Annotated in this window: 13 protein-coding genes; 12 read left to right on the top strand and 1 reads right to left on the bottom strand. The window is 52.5% G+C overall.

From position 1 onward, the window contains the following. The first annotated feature begins 38 nt into the window (after window positions 1–38). From KE531_07080 to rpsR, 8 genes are all read left to right on the top strand, one after another. The gene (locus KE531_07080) at window positions 39–1721 is read left to right on the top strand and encodes an ABC transporter substrate-binding protein (protein MBR9953387.1); all 1683 of its coding nucleotides are present in this window, start codon (window positions 39–41) and stop codon (window positions 1719–1721) included. A 67-nt stretch (window positions 1722–1788) separates the two neighbouring features. After that, window positions 1789–2730 carry an ABC transporter permease gene (locus tag KE531_07075; GenBank protein MBR9953386.1) on the top strand — a complete coding sequence of 314 codons (942 nt, stop codon included), beginning with the start codon at window positions 1789–1791 and terminating at the stop codon, window positions 2728–2730. Next, window positions 2727–3566, top strand: coding sequence for an ABC transporter permease (locus KE531_07070; GenBank protein MBR9953385.1), 840 nt, complete (start codon window positions 2727–2729; stop codon window positions 3564–3566). The genes KE531_07075 and KE531_07070 overlap by 4 nt, the downstream gene beginning before the upstream one ends. A 9-nt stretch (window positions 3567–3575) precedes the next feature. After that, on the top strand, window positions 3576–4424 hold the full coding sequence (locus tag KE531_07065) for an ABC transporter ATP-binding protein (GenBank protein ID MBR9953384.1): 849 nt from the start codon (window positions 3576–3578) through the stop codon (window positions 4422–4424). Continuing rightward, entirely contained in the window at window positions 4421–5059 is a 639-nt protein-coding gene (locus KE531_07060; protein ID MBR9953383.1) for an ATP-binding cassette domain-containing protein, read from the top strand. The genes KE531_07065 and KE531_07060 overlap by 4 nt, the downstream gene beginning before the upstream one ends. A 128-nt stretch (window positions 5060–5187) precedes the next feature. Continuing rightward, complete coding sequence (rpsF, locus tag KE531_07055; GenBank protein ID MBR9953382.1) at window positions 5188–5478, top strand: 30S ribosomal protein S6; 291 nt, start codon at window positions 5188–5190, stop codon at window positions 5476–5478. 15 nt (window positions 5479–5493) lie between these two features. After that, window positions 5494–5973, top strand: a complete 480-nt coding sequence (locus KE531_07050) for a single-stranded DNA-binding protein (GenBank protein MBR9953381.1) — start codon at window positions 5494–5496, stop codon at window positions 5971–5973. 22 nt (window positions 5974–5995) lie between these two features. After that, a complete protein-coding gene (gene rpsR / locus KE531_07045) occupies window positions 5996–6262 on the top strand; it encodes a 30S ribosomal protein S18 (GenBank protein MBR9953380.1) in 267 nt (88 codons plus the stop codon). 967 nt (window positions 6263–7229) lie between these two features. Here the strand turns inward: rpsR and KE531_07040 are convergent. Then, the gene (locus tag KE531_07040) at window positions 7230–7400 is read right to left on the bottom strand and encodes a hypothetical protein (GenBank protein ID MBR9953379.1); all 171 of its coding nucleotides are present in this window, start codon (window positions 7398–7400) and stop codon (window positions 7230–7232) included. Between the two features lie 227 nt (window positions 7401–7627). Here KE531_07040 and KE531_07035 point away from each other — a divergent pair, with 227 nt between their 5' ends. From KE531_07035 to KE531_07020, 4 genes are read left to right on the top strand one after another with little or no spacing between them, the layout of a single operon-like run. Continuing rightward, a complete protein-coding gene (locus tag KE531_07035; protein ID MBR9953378.1) occupies window positions 7628–9046 on the top strand; it encodes a chromosome segregation protein SMC in 1419 nt (472 codons plus the stop codon). Between the two features lie 13 nt (window positions 9047–9059). Next, complete coding sequence (locus KE531_07030; protein ID MBR9953377.1) at window positions 9060–9722, top strand: DUF4194 domain-containing protein; 663 nt, start codon at window positions 9060–9062, stop codon at window positions 9720–9722. Continuing rightward, window positions 9719–13024 carry a hypothetical protein gene (locus KE531_07025; protein ID MBR9953376.1) on the top strand — a complete coding sequence of 1102 codons (3306 nt, stop codon included), beginning with the start codon at window positions 9719–9721 and terminating at the stop codon, window positions 13022–13024. The genes KE531_07030 and KE531_07025 overlap by 4 nt, the downstream gene beginning before the upstream one ends. Further along, complete coding sequence (locus KE531_07020) at window positions 13021–14247, top strand: DUF2399 domain-containing protein (protein ID MBR9953375.1); 1227 nt, start codon at window positions 13021–13023, stop codon at window positions 14245–14247. Before KE531_07025 ends, KE531_07020 begins: the two co-directional genes overlap by 4 nt. Window positions 14248–14447: the final 200 nt, after the last annotated feature.

The raw sequence follows: 14447 nt of genomic DNA, 5'->3' as shown, positions 1-14447 counted from the left end.
TAGAAGAGCAGCACAGCTTGGGAAAGGGGAAGAAAAGGATGAGACAAAACAGAAAGCATACGGCCATGGCAGCCCTTTTAGCCGCCGCGCTTATGGCCGGGCTTACGGCCTGCGGTTCGGGAAATCAGGGGGGACAGAAGCCAGCCGGAACGGGAAACGCCGGAACTTCGGTACAGTCCGGAGGCAGCCAGAATACGGAGGAAACTACTGCCGGTGGAGAGAATGACTCCGTCATCGTCGTCATGGGCCCGACTTCGGAGCCGGAGGCGGGCTTTGATCCGGCTTACGGCTGGGGCGCCGGAGAGCATGTCCATGAGCCGCTAATCCAGAGCACGCTGACGGTGACGGAAGCCGACCTCACCATCGGCTATGATTTGGCGACGGATATGGCGGTCAGCGAGGACGGCCTCACCTGGACCGTCACCATCCGGGACGATGTGAAATTCACGGACGGCGAGCCCCTGACGGCAGAAGACGTGGCGTTTACCTACAACACACTCCGGGACACCAGCTCGGTCAACGACTTTACGATGTTAAACGAGGCGCGGGCCGTGGACGATGTGACCGTGGAATTTCTTTTAAACCGCCCATACTCCATCTGGCCCTATACGATGGCGATCACCGGCATCGTGCCGGAACATGCCTACGGGCCGGATTACGGGACGAATCCCATCGGCTCCGGCCGCTATATTTTAAAGCAGTGGGACAAAGGCCAGCAGGTAATTTTTGAGGCCAACCCGGATTATTACGGCGATGCGCCGAAGATGAAGCGGGTGACGGTGCTTTTCATGGAGGAGGACGCGGCGTTTGCGGCGGCCATGTCGGGGCAGGTGGATCTGGCCTACACGTCGGCGGCCTACTCGGATCAGTCCATGGACGGATACAGCCTCTTTTCCTGCAAGACCGTGGATAACCGCGGCTTCAATCTCCCGGCCGTTCCGGCAGGTGAGACGGACGAAAACGGCGTGGCTCTCGGAAATGATTTTACGGGCGATATCCTGGTGCGGCGTGCCATCAACCTGGCCATCGACCGGGAGAAAATGATTGAGAACGTCTTGAATGGATACGGTACGGCGGCGTACAGCGTCTGCGACGGCATGCCATGGTACAATGAAGCGGCAGAGACGGAATACGACCCGGAGCAGGCGGCGGCGCTTCTTGACGAGGCCGGATGGGTCATGGGAGCAGACGGAATCCGGGAAAAGGACGGCGTGAAGGCCGGTTTTACGCTCCTTTATTCGGCCGGCGACTCGGTGCGCCAGGCGCTCTCCGCGGAGACGGCCAACCAGCTCGGAGAGATGGGGATTTCCGTGGAGATCGAAGGCGTCGGCTGGGATGTGGCATATGACATGGCCCAGTCCACGCCGCTCATGTGGGGCTGGGGCGCCCATACGCCCATGGAACTTTACAACATTTACCACACAGATTCGGACGGGGATTATGCAAGGTATTCCCCGTATGCGAATGAGACCGTGGATCAGTACATGGACGAGGCGTTAGCCTGCGGAGATCTTGAGGAATCCTATGAGCTTTGGAAAAAGGCCCAGTGGGACGGGACAGCCGGCATCACCCAGGACGGTGATGTGCCGTGGGTCTGGCTCGTGAACATCGATCATCTTTACTGGGTGCGGGACGGGCTTCATGTTGCAGAGCAGAAGCTTCACCCCCACGGCCATGGCTGGTCCATCGTAAACAACGTGGATCAGTGGAGCTGGGAATAGAGGAGGCCTGATTTTGAGAAACAGGAAACAATACGGATTTGCCATGCAGGCTGTCCGCATGGCGATCATGCTGGTGCTGGTGAGCATGCTGGCGTTTGCGCTTCTTGCGGTTTCGCCCATCGACCCGCTCCAGACAAATATTGGTCAGGCGGCCCTCGGCGCCATGAGCGCGGAACAGATTGAAAAGCTTGAGGCCTACTGGGGCGTCGGCGCTCCGGCGGCTGAGCGGTATTTCTCCTGGGCCGTGGATGCGCTTCACGGCGATCTGGGAATGTCGCTCCTTTACAGGCGGCCGGTGGCGGAGGTCATCGGGGAAAAGCTCATGAATTCCCTTGGCCTTCTCTTTGCGGCATGGCTCCTTTCCGGCGTCATCGGCCTGTTTTTTGGCATCCTGGCGGGGCATAAACGAGGCGGGGCGGCTGATAAGCTGGTGACGGGTTATGCCCTCATTGCCGCCAGCACGCCGGGCTTTTGGATTGCCATGGTGCTTCTCATGGTATTTTCCGTCTGGCTCGGCCTTTTCCCCATCGGCTTAAGCGTCCCCATCGGCGCGGCGGCGGAAGAAATTACGTTAGGCGATAAAATTTATCACGCCATTCTCCCGGCGGCGGCCTTGAGCCTCACGGGAATTTCTTCCATCGCCCTGCACACGCGGGAAAAAATGATCGAAGTTATGGAAAGCGATTACGTGCTGTTTGCCAGGGCGCGGGGGGAGTCGGAGCTTTCGATTATCCTGCGCCACGGCCTGCGGAATTTAAGCCTTCCTGCCATCACGCTCCAGTTTGCCTCGGTCAGCGAAATCATCGGCGGCTCCGTCCTGGTGGAGCAGGTGTTCTCCTATCCCGGTCTCGGCCAGGCGGCGGTGACGGCAGGCCTTGGCGGCGATGCGCCGCTGCTTCTTGGCATCACGGTCGTGACGGCAGTTCTGGTTTTTGCCGGGAACCTGGCGGCAAACCTGCTTTACGGCGCCGTGGATCCGAGAATCCGAAAGGGGGCGGCAAGGCGATGAATGGAAACGTGAAACCATACGGCGGCCGCCGTGCCAGGACGCTTGCGCTCCTGTTTCTGGCAGCCGGTTTTCTCCTTTTTGTGGCTTTTGCTGGCTGGGCCTGGCGGGAGGAGGCGTCCGTGACGGATTTTTCCAGGAAAAACCTGGCGCCCTGTGCCGAATACCTTTTCGGCACGGACTGGATGGGCCGTGACATGTTCGTGCGGACGGTGACGGGGCTTTCCATGAGTATCCGCATCGGGCTTTTAACGGCATGTGCGAGCGCCGTCATCGCCTTTCTTCTGGGGCTTATGGCGGCGGTCATGGGAAAGGCCGTAGATACGGTCATCATCAGCCTCATCGACGTGGTGATGGGGATTCCCCACATGCTGCTTTTAATCTTGATTTCTTTCGCATGCGGAAAAGGGTTCTGGGGCGTCGTTATCGGCATTTCCCTGACTCACTGGACGTCTCTTGCGCGGCTCATCCGCGGCGAGGTGCTCCAGTTAAAGGAAAGCCAGTATGTGAAGGCGGCCGAAAAGCTGGGGAAAGGGCGGATGTATATCGCCTTTCATCATATGGTGCCAAATTTGGTATCCCAGTTCCTTACGGGGCTGATTTTGCAGTTCCCCCATGCGATCCTGCATGAATCCAGCATCACGTTTTTGGGCTTCGGCCTTTCGCCGGAACAGCCGGCCATCGGTATCATCCTGGCGGAGAGCATGAAATATCTCGCCATGGGAAAGTGGTGGCTCGCCCTGTTTCCGGGGCTTCTTCTTGTGGCGGTGGTGCTGGTGTTCCACTATATCGGCCAGGCGGTCTGCCGGATCATCGACCCGGGCAGCGTCCATGAATAAGGAGGAGACATGGAGAAAAACAGAAATGAGATTCTTAAGGTGGAACACCTTTCCGTCTTCTTCCGCCAGCATGACAGGGGGCTTAAGACGCGAATGGTTCACGGCGTCGAGGACTTGAACCTCACCATCCATGAAGGGGAGATTGCGGCGGTAGTCGGCTCCAGCGGCTCAGGGAAAAGCCTGCTTGCTCATGCCGTTATGGGGATTCTTCCTTACAATGCTTTTATGGATGGCACCATCCGCTATGACGGGGAAATCCTGGATAAAAAGCGGCTGAAGGCATTGCGCGGGCACGAGCTTGTGCTGGTGCCCCAGAGCGTTTCCTATCTGGATCCCCTCATGAAGGTGGGAAAACAGGTGACGAAAGGGAGCAGGAAGCTGGAAACGGTATTAAAGATGCGCCAGGTGTTTTCCCGGTACGGGCTGGAGCCGGGGACAGAAGAGAAATATCCCTTTGAGCTTTCCGGCGGCATGACGAGACGCATTTTGATTTCCACCGCCGTCATGGAGCGGCCGCGGCTTGTGCTTGCCGACGAGCCGACGCCTGGCCTTCACATGGAGGCGGCGAGGCGCGTCATGGGGCATTTTAGGGAGCTGGCTGACGAGGGCGCCGGTGTCCTCCTTATTACGCATGATCTGGAACTGGCCAGGGAGACGGCCGATAAAATCACGGTGCTCTACGGCGGCCGAACCATCGAGGAAGCGGCGGCCGAGGATTTTTATCATGAGGAACGGCTGTCCCATCCCTACGCCAGGGCGCTCTGCCGCTCCATGCCGGAGAACTGGACGCCAGACGGGGAGCGGCTTTGTGATACGGGCGATATTTTAACGCAGATGAGAGAGGAATTCGGACGATGAGGCTGGAAGCGAGAGAGCTTTCCTTCCGCTATGAAAACGGCGGCAGGCAGATTTTAAACCATGTGGATTTTTTGGCAGAATCCGGCGAGCGGGTCGGGATCATGGCGCCAAGCGGGTATGGGAAGACGACGCTCTGCAAAATCCTGGCGGGCTATGAAAAGCCGGATTCCGGAGAGGTTTTCTTAGACGGGCGGCCCATCGGGGAATATGGCGGCTACTGCCCGGTGCAGATGATCTGGCAGCACCCGGAACTGTCGGTCAATCCCAGGAGACGGCTTTACACGGTGCTTTCGGAGGGCGACTGGCCGGAAGAAGGGCCGGAATTAAGAAAGCGGATCGTGACAGGGCTTGGAATTGAAGAGGAGTGGCTTTCCAGATATCCGTCGGAGGTGTCCGGCGGTGAGCTCCAGCGTTTCTGCATCGCCAGGGCGTTGGGAAAGCGGACAGAAATTCTTTTAGCTGACGAGATTACGACGATGCTCGATCTGATTACCCAGGGGATTATCTGGGATTTCCTGTTGAAAGAGACGAAAAGACGGAACATGGGGCTTGTGGCCGTGAGCCATTCGGAAGAGCTGCTTGAAAAAATCTGCACACGGATTGTGTATTTGGAGGAAGCGGGAAAAACTCAGTAAAACTTGCGGCAAAAATGCTTGCATTTCCTGGGATTTTTTGATATGATATAAAACTGTGACAAACTGTTTTCCTTGCTCCCGTAACTGAAATGCGGGGGCCAGAGACCACAAGGAGGTTAATGAAACTTATGAACAAATACGAATTAGCAGTTGTTCTCAGCGCAAAGCTTGAGGATGACGAGAGAGCAGCCGCACTTGAGAAGGTGAAGGGCTACATCACACGTTTCGGCGGCACGGTTACGGACGTGGAAGAGTGGGGCAAGAAGAGACTTGCTTACGAGATCCAGAAGATGAAAGAGGGATTCTACTACTTCATCCATTTTGAGGGAAATTCCGAGTGCCCGAACGAGGTAGAGGCTCATATCCGCATTATGGAGCCGGTGATCCGTTATCTTTGCGTGAGACAGGACGCTGAATAAAGAAAGAGTGAGTATATGAATAAAGTTATCCTTATGGGCAGATTAACCAGAGACCCGGAGGTCCGTTATTCCCAGGGCGAGCGTTCCATGGCAATCGCCAGGTACACGCTGGCAGTCGACAGAAGAGGCCGCCGCAGCCAGGACGGGGATCAGGGCCAGACAGCAGACTTCATCAACATCGTGGCATTTGACCGGGCCGGTGAATTTGCAGAAAAGTATTTCCGCCAGGGCATGCGGGTTCTTGTCAGCGGCAGGATCCAGACAGGCAGCTATGTAAATAAGGATGGCCAGAAGGTCTACACGACCGATGTGATCGTGGACGACCAGGAGTTCGCTGACAGCAAAGGACAGGGCGGCGGAGACAGCTTCGGCGGAAGCATGGGCCGCAGCGGCGGATATCAGCAGGCGACGAGACCTGCTCCGTCCAGCGCCATCGGCGACGGTTTTATGAATATTCCGGACGGGGTCGAGGACGAAGGACTTCCGTTCAACTAAATCCGACAGGAGGTAATTTGAGATGGCATTTAACAAGGGCGACAGATCTGACTCTTCCAAGGTTAGAAGAGGCGGAATGCATAGAAGAAAAAAAGTTTGCGTGTTCTGCGGTGAGAAGAACGGCGTGATCGACTACAAGGACACCAACAAATTAAAGAGATACGTTTCTGAGAGAGGAAAAATCCTTCCGAGAAGAATCACAGGCAACTGTGCAAAGCATCAGAGAGCTCTTACCGTAGCAATCAAGAGAGCAAGACACCTTGCGCTGATGCCCTATACTTGTGAATAGGGCCTTGTAAAATAAGGGTTTTTGCGGTTTTGAGAAGAGTTTTACTCAAATTTTTACTCAAAACGGAAAAATAAAATTTGAGAGAGAGACCTCGTATGGGAGACCATATGGGGTCTTTTTTGCGTTCCAAAATGTGGGGTTGGAGCATGATTTCCGGGCGATTTGGGCGTAAAAATACCAGAAAATAAAACGTGTTTCATCATGGGGCCGGGAGGTGTGAGAGGGGTGGGGGAGAGGATGGCGGGTAGGGTGGAATAAAGTTGGAGATTGCCAAAGGGAAAGTGGATTGCAAAACTGCTTCAAACATTACTGTCCCAAATGTGGGAACAGCGTCCGGGCCACGAAAGAGGTCAGAATCCTTTGTATGGATTGCAATGAGCAGATGATAAAGGCGGAATAACTGTTTAACAGCACCAATGTTCCACGTATTCCGGGCAAGAGGTAGTTTATTGGTAAAGGATGAAAAATTCCAATAAGCCACTTGAACTTTTCCGTTACATTGAGTATAATATAAGTGAAAAAGAAAACATCCACTCCAAAAGTGGATGCCTCGAAGAATGTTTTTAGTGTCCTAATGGACACCGCCCATCCTGTTGGCCGACAGGGTGGGCATTTTATTTTTTCTTACGTTTATCCCGTTTATCGAGATATGTAAGCAGTGCAATTAACAGTCCGCTCATGGAAATTAGTAAACCTAAAATTCCAAGGACAACCATAATGGTTTCATACGGCGTCATATGCACCACCTCCTCTCATTCACCCTTATTGCTAAGGGCTACATGAACAGAGGCAAGCCACTTCCTGTCGTGGATGTTTTCCGTGAATAAATCTTATCATACCCGAAAGAGATTTCCAACATGAAATGAGGAAATTCGACAGGGCGAACCGCCAGAGTTTGCCGCTTGCCAGTTTAATTCTGAATAGAAATTTCTTTATTTTGCAAGGTTTTCCTTGCTTTTTTATTACTTTATTTTATGGCATTTAAGTAGGTACGACGGCATTTCTTCCCCGCTCTCAAGTATCCATCCATGTATAGCCGTCTCCTCTCTTCTCGTATTTTTCCATCCAGTCCAACCACATGCCCAATTGCCGGATATTCATATCCTTTTCCATCTTCCATTGACGCTTTCGCTGCCATCAGAATCTCGTCATATAATTCTTCTACATTCTCTTTCTAAAATGCAGGTCTTTTCAAGCCTTCTGTTACGTCGTGCAGCCTTCCACTGCATTTTTTCGCCAGAATCTTTGCCAGACGATTTGATAATTTTACAGAAATGCATATTTTAAGACAAGATTCCCGCAGAATCGACTGGAACTTCCCAGTGGATTCTGCTATACTATGCCATATATGCAAGGAGGTACCGAATGTCCTTTTTCGAATCCCTGAATGATAAATTTTTCAATCCCTTCTGCTGCCGCAACCGGGCGGTTTATTTTGACTGTATTTCCCAGCTTATCGAAAAATCAAAGGAAATTCCCGTCCTTTACGAGACGGATGCGCGGAATACGCTGATTCTTTACCTCCAGAACTGCGCCTATTCCCTTGAGACGGAAAATATCGGCGAAGAGATTGGAAACGGCCGCACACCCCAGGAAAATGCCTCAGCAATCCTGCGGTATTTCCGGGCCTGCGGCTGGATTACACCTCAGGAAATCGGCCGCAGCGGGGACAATATTGCCTCCGTGTCAGCCTACTGCCGGAAGCTTATTGATGCCATTCACAAGATCTTTGACGGGGATGCCAACGGCGCCATCACCAATCACATTTTTTCCATGTATGAAATTCTCCGGTCAGCCTTTGGCAAGGACAGCGCCAGAGCCATGCGGCCGTATCTGAATATCCTTGTACCATTGATTGAAAATGAATGCGACTTAAAGAATGAGCTGCTGATTCTCAAGGACAGTATCCGGGAGATCATGCGGGCGGTGATGCGGATGGCAGATGCCAACAGTTTTGGCCAGTATCTGATTAAGGATGAGCTCCTTAGCCGCTTTTTCAACGATTACTTTTTTATCAAGAAGAGCGGCCTGATTCCCTCCTATATTTCTGACATTGACCGGATGCTGCGGAAGCTGCGCCGGTCTGAGCTTTATGACCGTATGATTCAGGAATATATCCGGGTGGCGAATGTGAGTGAGGCGCAGTCCAGGGAAAAAGTGGAGCGGCAGTTTGGTGAGCTGGACAGCTTTATCAATCTGGAATATGACCAGGAAATGAACTATATTGACCGGAAAATCAACACTTATTACAACCTGTATTCTACGCGGATGATGATGGTGCTAAGCGGAAATACAAATCTGGAGCATCAGTTAAACCGCCTTCTTCTTTTCCTGAAGGATATGGACGAGGAGGACCGCGGGGAGGCGATTGGCCGGCTGTCTCAGGCCCACCGCCTGCAAAGCATAGGATACGTGGGACGAAAGTCCTTTGAACGGCGGCGGAAGCGGAATCCGAACCCGAAGAATGCGGGGCTTTTGGCCGATGACCTTACCCAGGAAGAAAAGCAGCGCCTGACCGATGAGCTTCTCACGGAAACACCTGACCGATACAGCATGGATCATGTGGAAAAGCATTTTACGTCTCTTTTGGCCGGCCGGGAGAAGATTACTGTGGAGGAGTGCGGCGTCCATACCCGGGATGATGCCACTATGATTGCCGCCAGCATCATTTATTCGGGGACAGCGGGATTTCCCTATGAGGTGGAGTTTGGAGAAGGCATGGTAGAGACTGAGGCCGCACGAATCAGCCGCGTGACCATAAAGCGAAAAGACAGGACAGAATAGGGGGGCAGGCACAATGGGAGAAATCAATCTGCATATTGCAGTAAAAGAAGAAAACAGCCATTTATTTAAACGGTGCATCCGCAAGCTTTTGGAGTCCACCTTCATCCTGCGGGACAAGGATGAGCGGTTTTATCAGTTTGTCTCCCGTGAATCAAACCGGCAGGATATTTCCGAATACCTGCGGATGATGGGCTTTGACCTGATTCTGGATGATAAGGTTGGCGTATGCATGTTGGTGGCCAGCGAGGAGGACGCGGATGTAGTGGGACTCAAACGGGCCAATGTAGTCACCTTCACCGCCCTTCAGTATCATCTTCTGCTGGTGCTGTGGAAGGTTTATCTGGAGAATCTTGGTTACAGTGAGGGAAATTATGTGACGAAGGGTGACTTAATCGACAAGATCAAATCCTACCAGGTAATCGTAACCCGAACGGAGCTGAATGCCGCCTTTCGCCTGTTCAAAAAATACAGCCTGATTGATTTTGATGATGACGAAGAGGGCGAGGACATGAAGATCCGCCTTTATCCTTCTCTGCAGTTTGGCTGGGATCTGCCCCAGTTTCAGACAGTGGCAGATGAGTACATAAAACGGGAGGCCGAGGAGGACAAGGAACTTCCTGATAAAACCGGGGAAGAGCCTCTTTATCCAGAGGATTTTGAGGAGGAGGGCGTATGATTTTACTGAAAAAAGTACGGCTGATTAACTGGTACGGCTTTTCCAACGAGACGGCGCCCATAGGCTTTTTCACCCTGATTGCCGGCAAAAACGGCAACGGAAAATCCGTGATGCTGGACGCCATCAAGTATGCCGCCTACGGGGATGTGGTGTTCAACAAATCTTCGGAAAGTAAGGGCAGCCGGACACTGTCCTCCTATACCCGCGGGCTTTTGGATGCCACGGCCGGGACCTATATGCGCCCGGCTGACCAGGTGCCCTATGTGTACAGCCACATCGCGCTGGAATACTATGACGATGTGGAAGAAAAATCCTTTATCCTTGGGGCAGTCATCGAGACAAACCCGGCAAATAACTGTCAGACCTACCGCTACGCAGCAGATCGGATGGGTCTGGATCAGATGGCACATACCTACGAAGAGGATGGCGTTGTAATGCCATTCAGCGCCTCCGGCCTCCAAAAAAAATACAAGCTGCTCATGATGAACCGGGAGCAGGGACTGCAGAAATTCCTGCAGATGACCGGCCTCAAATTGAGCCTCAGCCAGCTCTCTACCTATCTGCGAAAGCTCCGGGGAATCATGTCCTATGACCCGGATGCGAAAATTGATCAGTTTATCCGGGAAAGCGTCTTAGAGCAGAGAAACGTGGATTTCGGGAAGTTGATTCAGGCGAAGGAAAACATCAGCCAGCTCAACGAAAGTTTCCAGGTCATCGAGCAGGAGATCGGTGAACTGGACAGTATTCTTAATGAATATGATGTCTGGGAATCGGAGAAAAACCGCCTTCTGGCTGATGATATCCGCATTGTCTACAAAAGGCTTAAGGACCTTCAGCGGGAGATTGCCCGCCAGGAAAATGACCGTACTCTGGCTGCCCGGAGAAAGGACGATCTGGACAAGGAGCTGGAGATTCTCGATGGAAAGAAAAAGGAAATTGACGCCCGTCTGATTCAGGCAAAGGTAAGTCTGGAGCAGTTAGACAGCACCCGCATGATTGCTGAAGAGGAGCGCCGTTACCAGACTTTGACGGCCGAGAAAACGGAATTGACGGAAAAATGCCGGAGGCTGGAGCATTTCCAGACGGTAATCAGCGAGATGCTGGTTCAGCTTTCTGCATCAGGCGAAGACAAAAGCATCCTGGCCTCCCTCTGTCAGCAGGAATATTCCGCTGCAGAAAAAGTATCGGCGGTGGAAAGCTTCCGGCAGAAAACAGAGCAGTTTTACGAAGAGCTGGTGAAACAGATCGCGGGAATTGAGCGCCTTCTTGAGGAAAGAAACCGCGGCCTGGAAAAGCAGCACCAAATCATCGAGGAGTGCAAAAAGCATCGGAATACTTACGCCCAGATCCCCGATTATGTAGGCCTGCGGGATGAGATCAACCGTGAATTCGAAAAACGAAAGATTGCTTCCAAGGCCCAGTTTGCCTGTGAGTATGTGATCGGACTTAAGGATGAGGCCTGGCGTGATGCCCTGGAGGCCTTCCTTGGCCCGCGCCGCTACACGATCCTGGTGGAGCCTCAGTATTACGATATTGCCGATGATGTGCTGAATCGCTCCGAATACCGGTATGCTCATCTGTTTAATACCAGGCTTTTGATGCAGAGGACAGTGGATGTGGAGAAGGATTCCGCCGTATTTCTGCTGGAAATAAAAAATCCCGTAGCAAAGCAGTATTTTAACTTTCAGCTGGGCAGGATCCATGCGGTAAAGCTTGAGGAAGTGAAGCTTTATGAAAATGCCATTTCCCGGGAGGGCCGTGTGTCTGTGGCCATGGACAGCTACTTCCTGCGGTTTGACCGAATTCGTTCCTACTATCTGGGACAGAAAACCTTTGAATTAAACCGTATTCGGGCAGAGCGGGAGATTGAGCGCCTCAATGCAGAGAAAAAAGAGGCGCTCGGGCACAAAAAGGAGCTGGAAGGGCAGAAGAGCAGGCTGGCGCAGAATCGGGAATTTTTCCGTGAATACGATTATGACGCGCATAAGAAGTACCAGGAAGCAGCAAAGCAGGCCAGAGAATCCAAGACCCAACTGGAAAGTCTGAAAAAGGCCCAGAGGAATAACCTGGAATTTATAGAGCTTAACGAATTGGTCGGCCGCCTTACCGATGAGCAGGATGGTGCCCAGAAGGAATGCAGCAGCAGGGTGCAGGAGGCGGCCGCACAGGATACCATAATCCAGCGGTGCGGCGAAAAGATTGCCGCCAGATCCGGCGAGCTGACGATCCAGGAGGAGAAATTCCAGGAATACCAGGTTCAGCATTACAGTCTGGTTCAGCGCACAGTAGAAGCCTACGAAAAATATCTGGAAGCCGGCGGGAAAGGAATTGGCGGCCTTTTGATTGAGGATACGCGAAAGCGAATCAGCCGGAGCATCGAGCAGCATAAGGATGCGCTGATGCAGAAGCAGGCCGAGTACAATGTGCGCCACTCCGAAAACATGCTGCCCAGAGGAACCGAAGGCCGTGAGCAGTACGCGGCCAGGCGTGAGCGGATCTGGATGGACAACCTCCAGGAAATCCGTCAGAAGCTGGAGGAGCAGACCCGGTGCTATGAGGACATCTTTAAAAATGAATTTGTCCTCACGATCCTGAAGTCCTGCGAGCGGGCCAGAGATGACCTGCGGCAGATTAACGGTGAGCTGGCCAAGCTGAATTTTGCGTCCAAGTACCAGTTTGACGTCCATTTCGTCCGGGACGGCTCCGAGTACGCCAAGGTCATCGAGTACGCCCGGTATCTGGATGAGCGGGAGCAGCTTGGAAGCAGTCAGGATGGGCAGATGACCTTTTCCGCAATGATGTCCATATCCGATGAAAAAGGCGAGGAGCTGGAAAAGGAGATGAAGGGCATCATCAACCGGATTATCGAGAAAAACAGTGAGGAAACCATTGCCCGCTTTGCCGATTACCGGAACTATATGACCTACGAGATCCTGGTCAGCAGCCAGATTCTGGATCGGGCAAAGCTGTCACGTCAGACCGGCTATAACTCCGGTGCAGAGGTACAGATTCCTTATCTGCTGATCCTGTCCTCAGCCCTGCTTTTGATTTATAATCAGCGGGTAAATTCCACCCGCCTGGTATTTATTGACGAACCCTTTGCGAAAATGGATCCGGGAAATGTCAAGCTGATGCTGGACTTTATGCGCAGCCAGAAGCTTCAGGTGATTTTCTGCTCGCCTGATAAGACCGAATCCATCGGAAACGAATGTGAGGTCATCCTTCCCGCCCTCCGGGTTCGCATGGACTGTATGCGGCTGGGCATTGTGCAGTTTCATGAGGAAAAGGGGTATGGCAGATGACGAATTACGAAGAAAAGATGCTGGCGGCCCTGGCTGACAAATACAGAAAGAGCAAGAAGGATCAGGGCACTAATGTCATTGCAAGACGGACGAAAATCAGCCCGTCCCTGCTTTACAAGCAGTACAGCCGCAATGACGGCGATCCAGAGGAGATCCAGGCGGTCAACCAGGCGGCTGCCCGCTGCCAGGAAAAAGGCTTCCTCACCTTTGAAACCGCAGGCTTCAGCAATGAAATCGAAAGCATTTATCTGAATGACAGCAAAATCGACGAGATCGAGCGCTGTCTGGAAGAAACCGGACGCTACGAATCCAAATCCTCCAAAAGGCGGTACGTGGAGGGTCTGATTTCCACATACGGCGGCCGTTCTCCCGCAGCAGAGCGGGAATGTGAAAAGCTCCGTCAAAGCCTGGAAAAGAATCGGATTCCACAGAAATATCTCCAGACCGAGGAGCTTCTCAAAGCCCTGGTTTTCATCGAAAATAATGAAGAAAACCTTTATCTGCGGGAAGCCTCCATGCTGATCTACGGCGATTCAAAATACTTAGAGGACAATACCCTTTATCCCGTATGCAGAGTGCTCCGCGATTCCCTTGGTCGTCCCTGTGAGGAAGATGAGCTGGAGGATGAAATTCTGGAGGAGTACCACATCACAAGGGAAAAGCAGAAACTGTGCATCAAGGGAGATGTGGTGCTGCGAACCGGCGGAAAAGATCTGGATTTAAGCGTTCTTAAAGACGGCATCGAATTTTTTGCCGGGCAGCTTAAAGAGTTAGAGCGGATTCATGTCCGCGCTTCGGCGTTTATGACCGTGGAAAATTACACCTCCTGGCTTCGCCTATCCTCTGCCAATCGGGCCGTTTTTTACCTGGGCGGGTATGCCACCCGGGATCAGCGGGACTTTCTCAAAACCATTTACGCCTGTAATCCCGGCCTGACTTTTCTCCATTTCGGAGACATTGACGCCGGAGGCTTTTATATCCATGAGCACTTATGCCGTGTCACCGGTATTCCCTTTCAGATGTACCGTATGTCCCGCGCTGAGCTTCAAGACCCTCGTTTCAAGTCCTGCCTCCATCCCCTGACGAAACAGGACAGGCTGCGGCTTAGGGCGCTGGAAACGCATGCGGTGTATGGGGAAATGGCAGAGTATATGCTGGAGAGGGATGTAAAATTGGAGCAGGAGATTGTCAGTTATTATGAAGATGAAAATGCTGGAAGATGATCAAGTGTGCAGTGTTGTGGTCAAGCGTTTTTGCAACACTTGCGGCTAAAAAATTCCCAAACCCCTCTTGAACTTTAAAGGTATATTGGATATAATATAGATGTAAAGAGAAAACATCCACTCCAAAAGTGGATGCCTCATAGTTTGGATTTAGTGTCCTATCGGACACCGCCCATCCTGTTGGCAGACAGGGTGGGCAT

This window comes from Eubacteriaceae bacterium Marseille-Q4139, from assembly GCA_018223415.1.
Taxonomy (GTDB): Bacteria; Bacillota; Clostridia; order Lachnospirales; family Lachnospiraceae; genus CABSIM01.
Note: the sequence above shows the minus strand (reverse complement) of the source record. Positions and strands in the feature narration are given on the sequence as shown.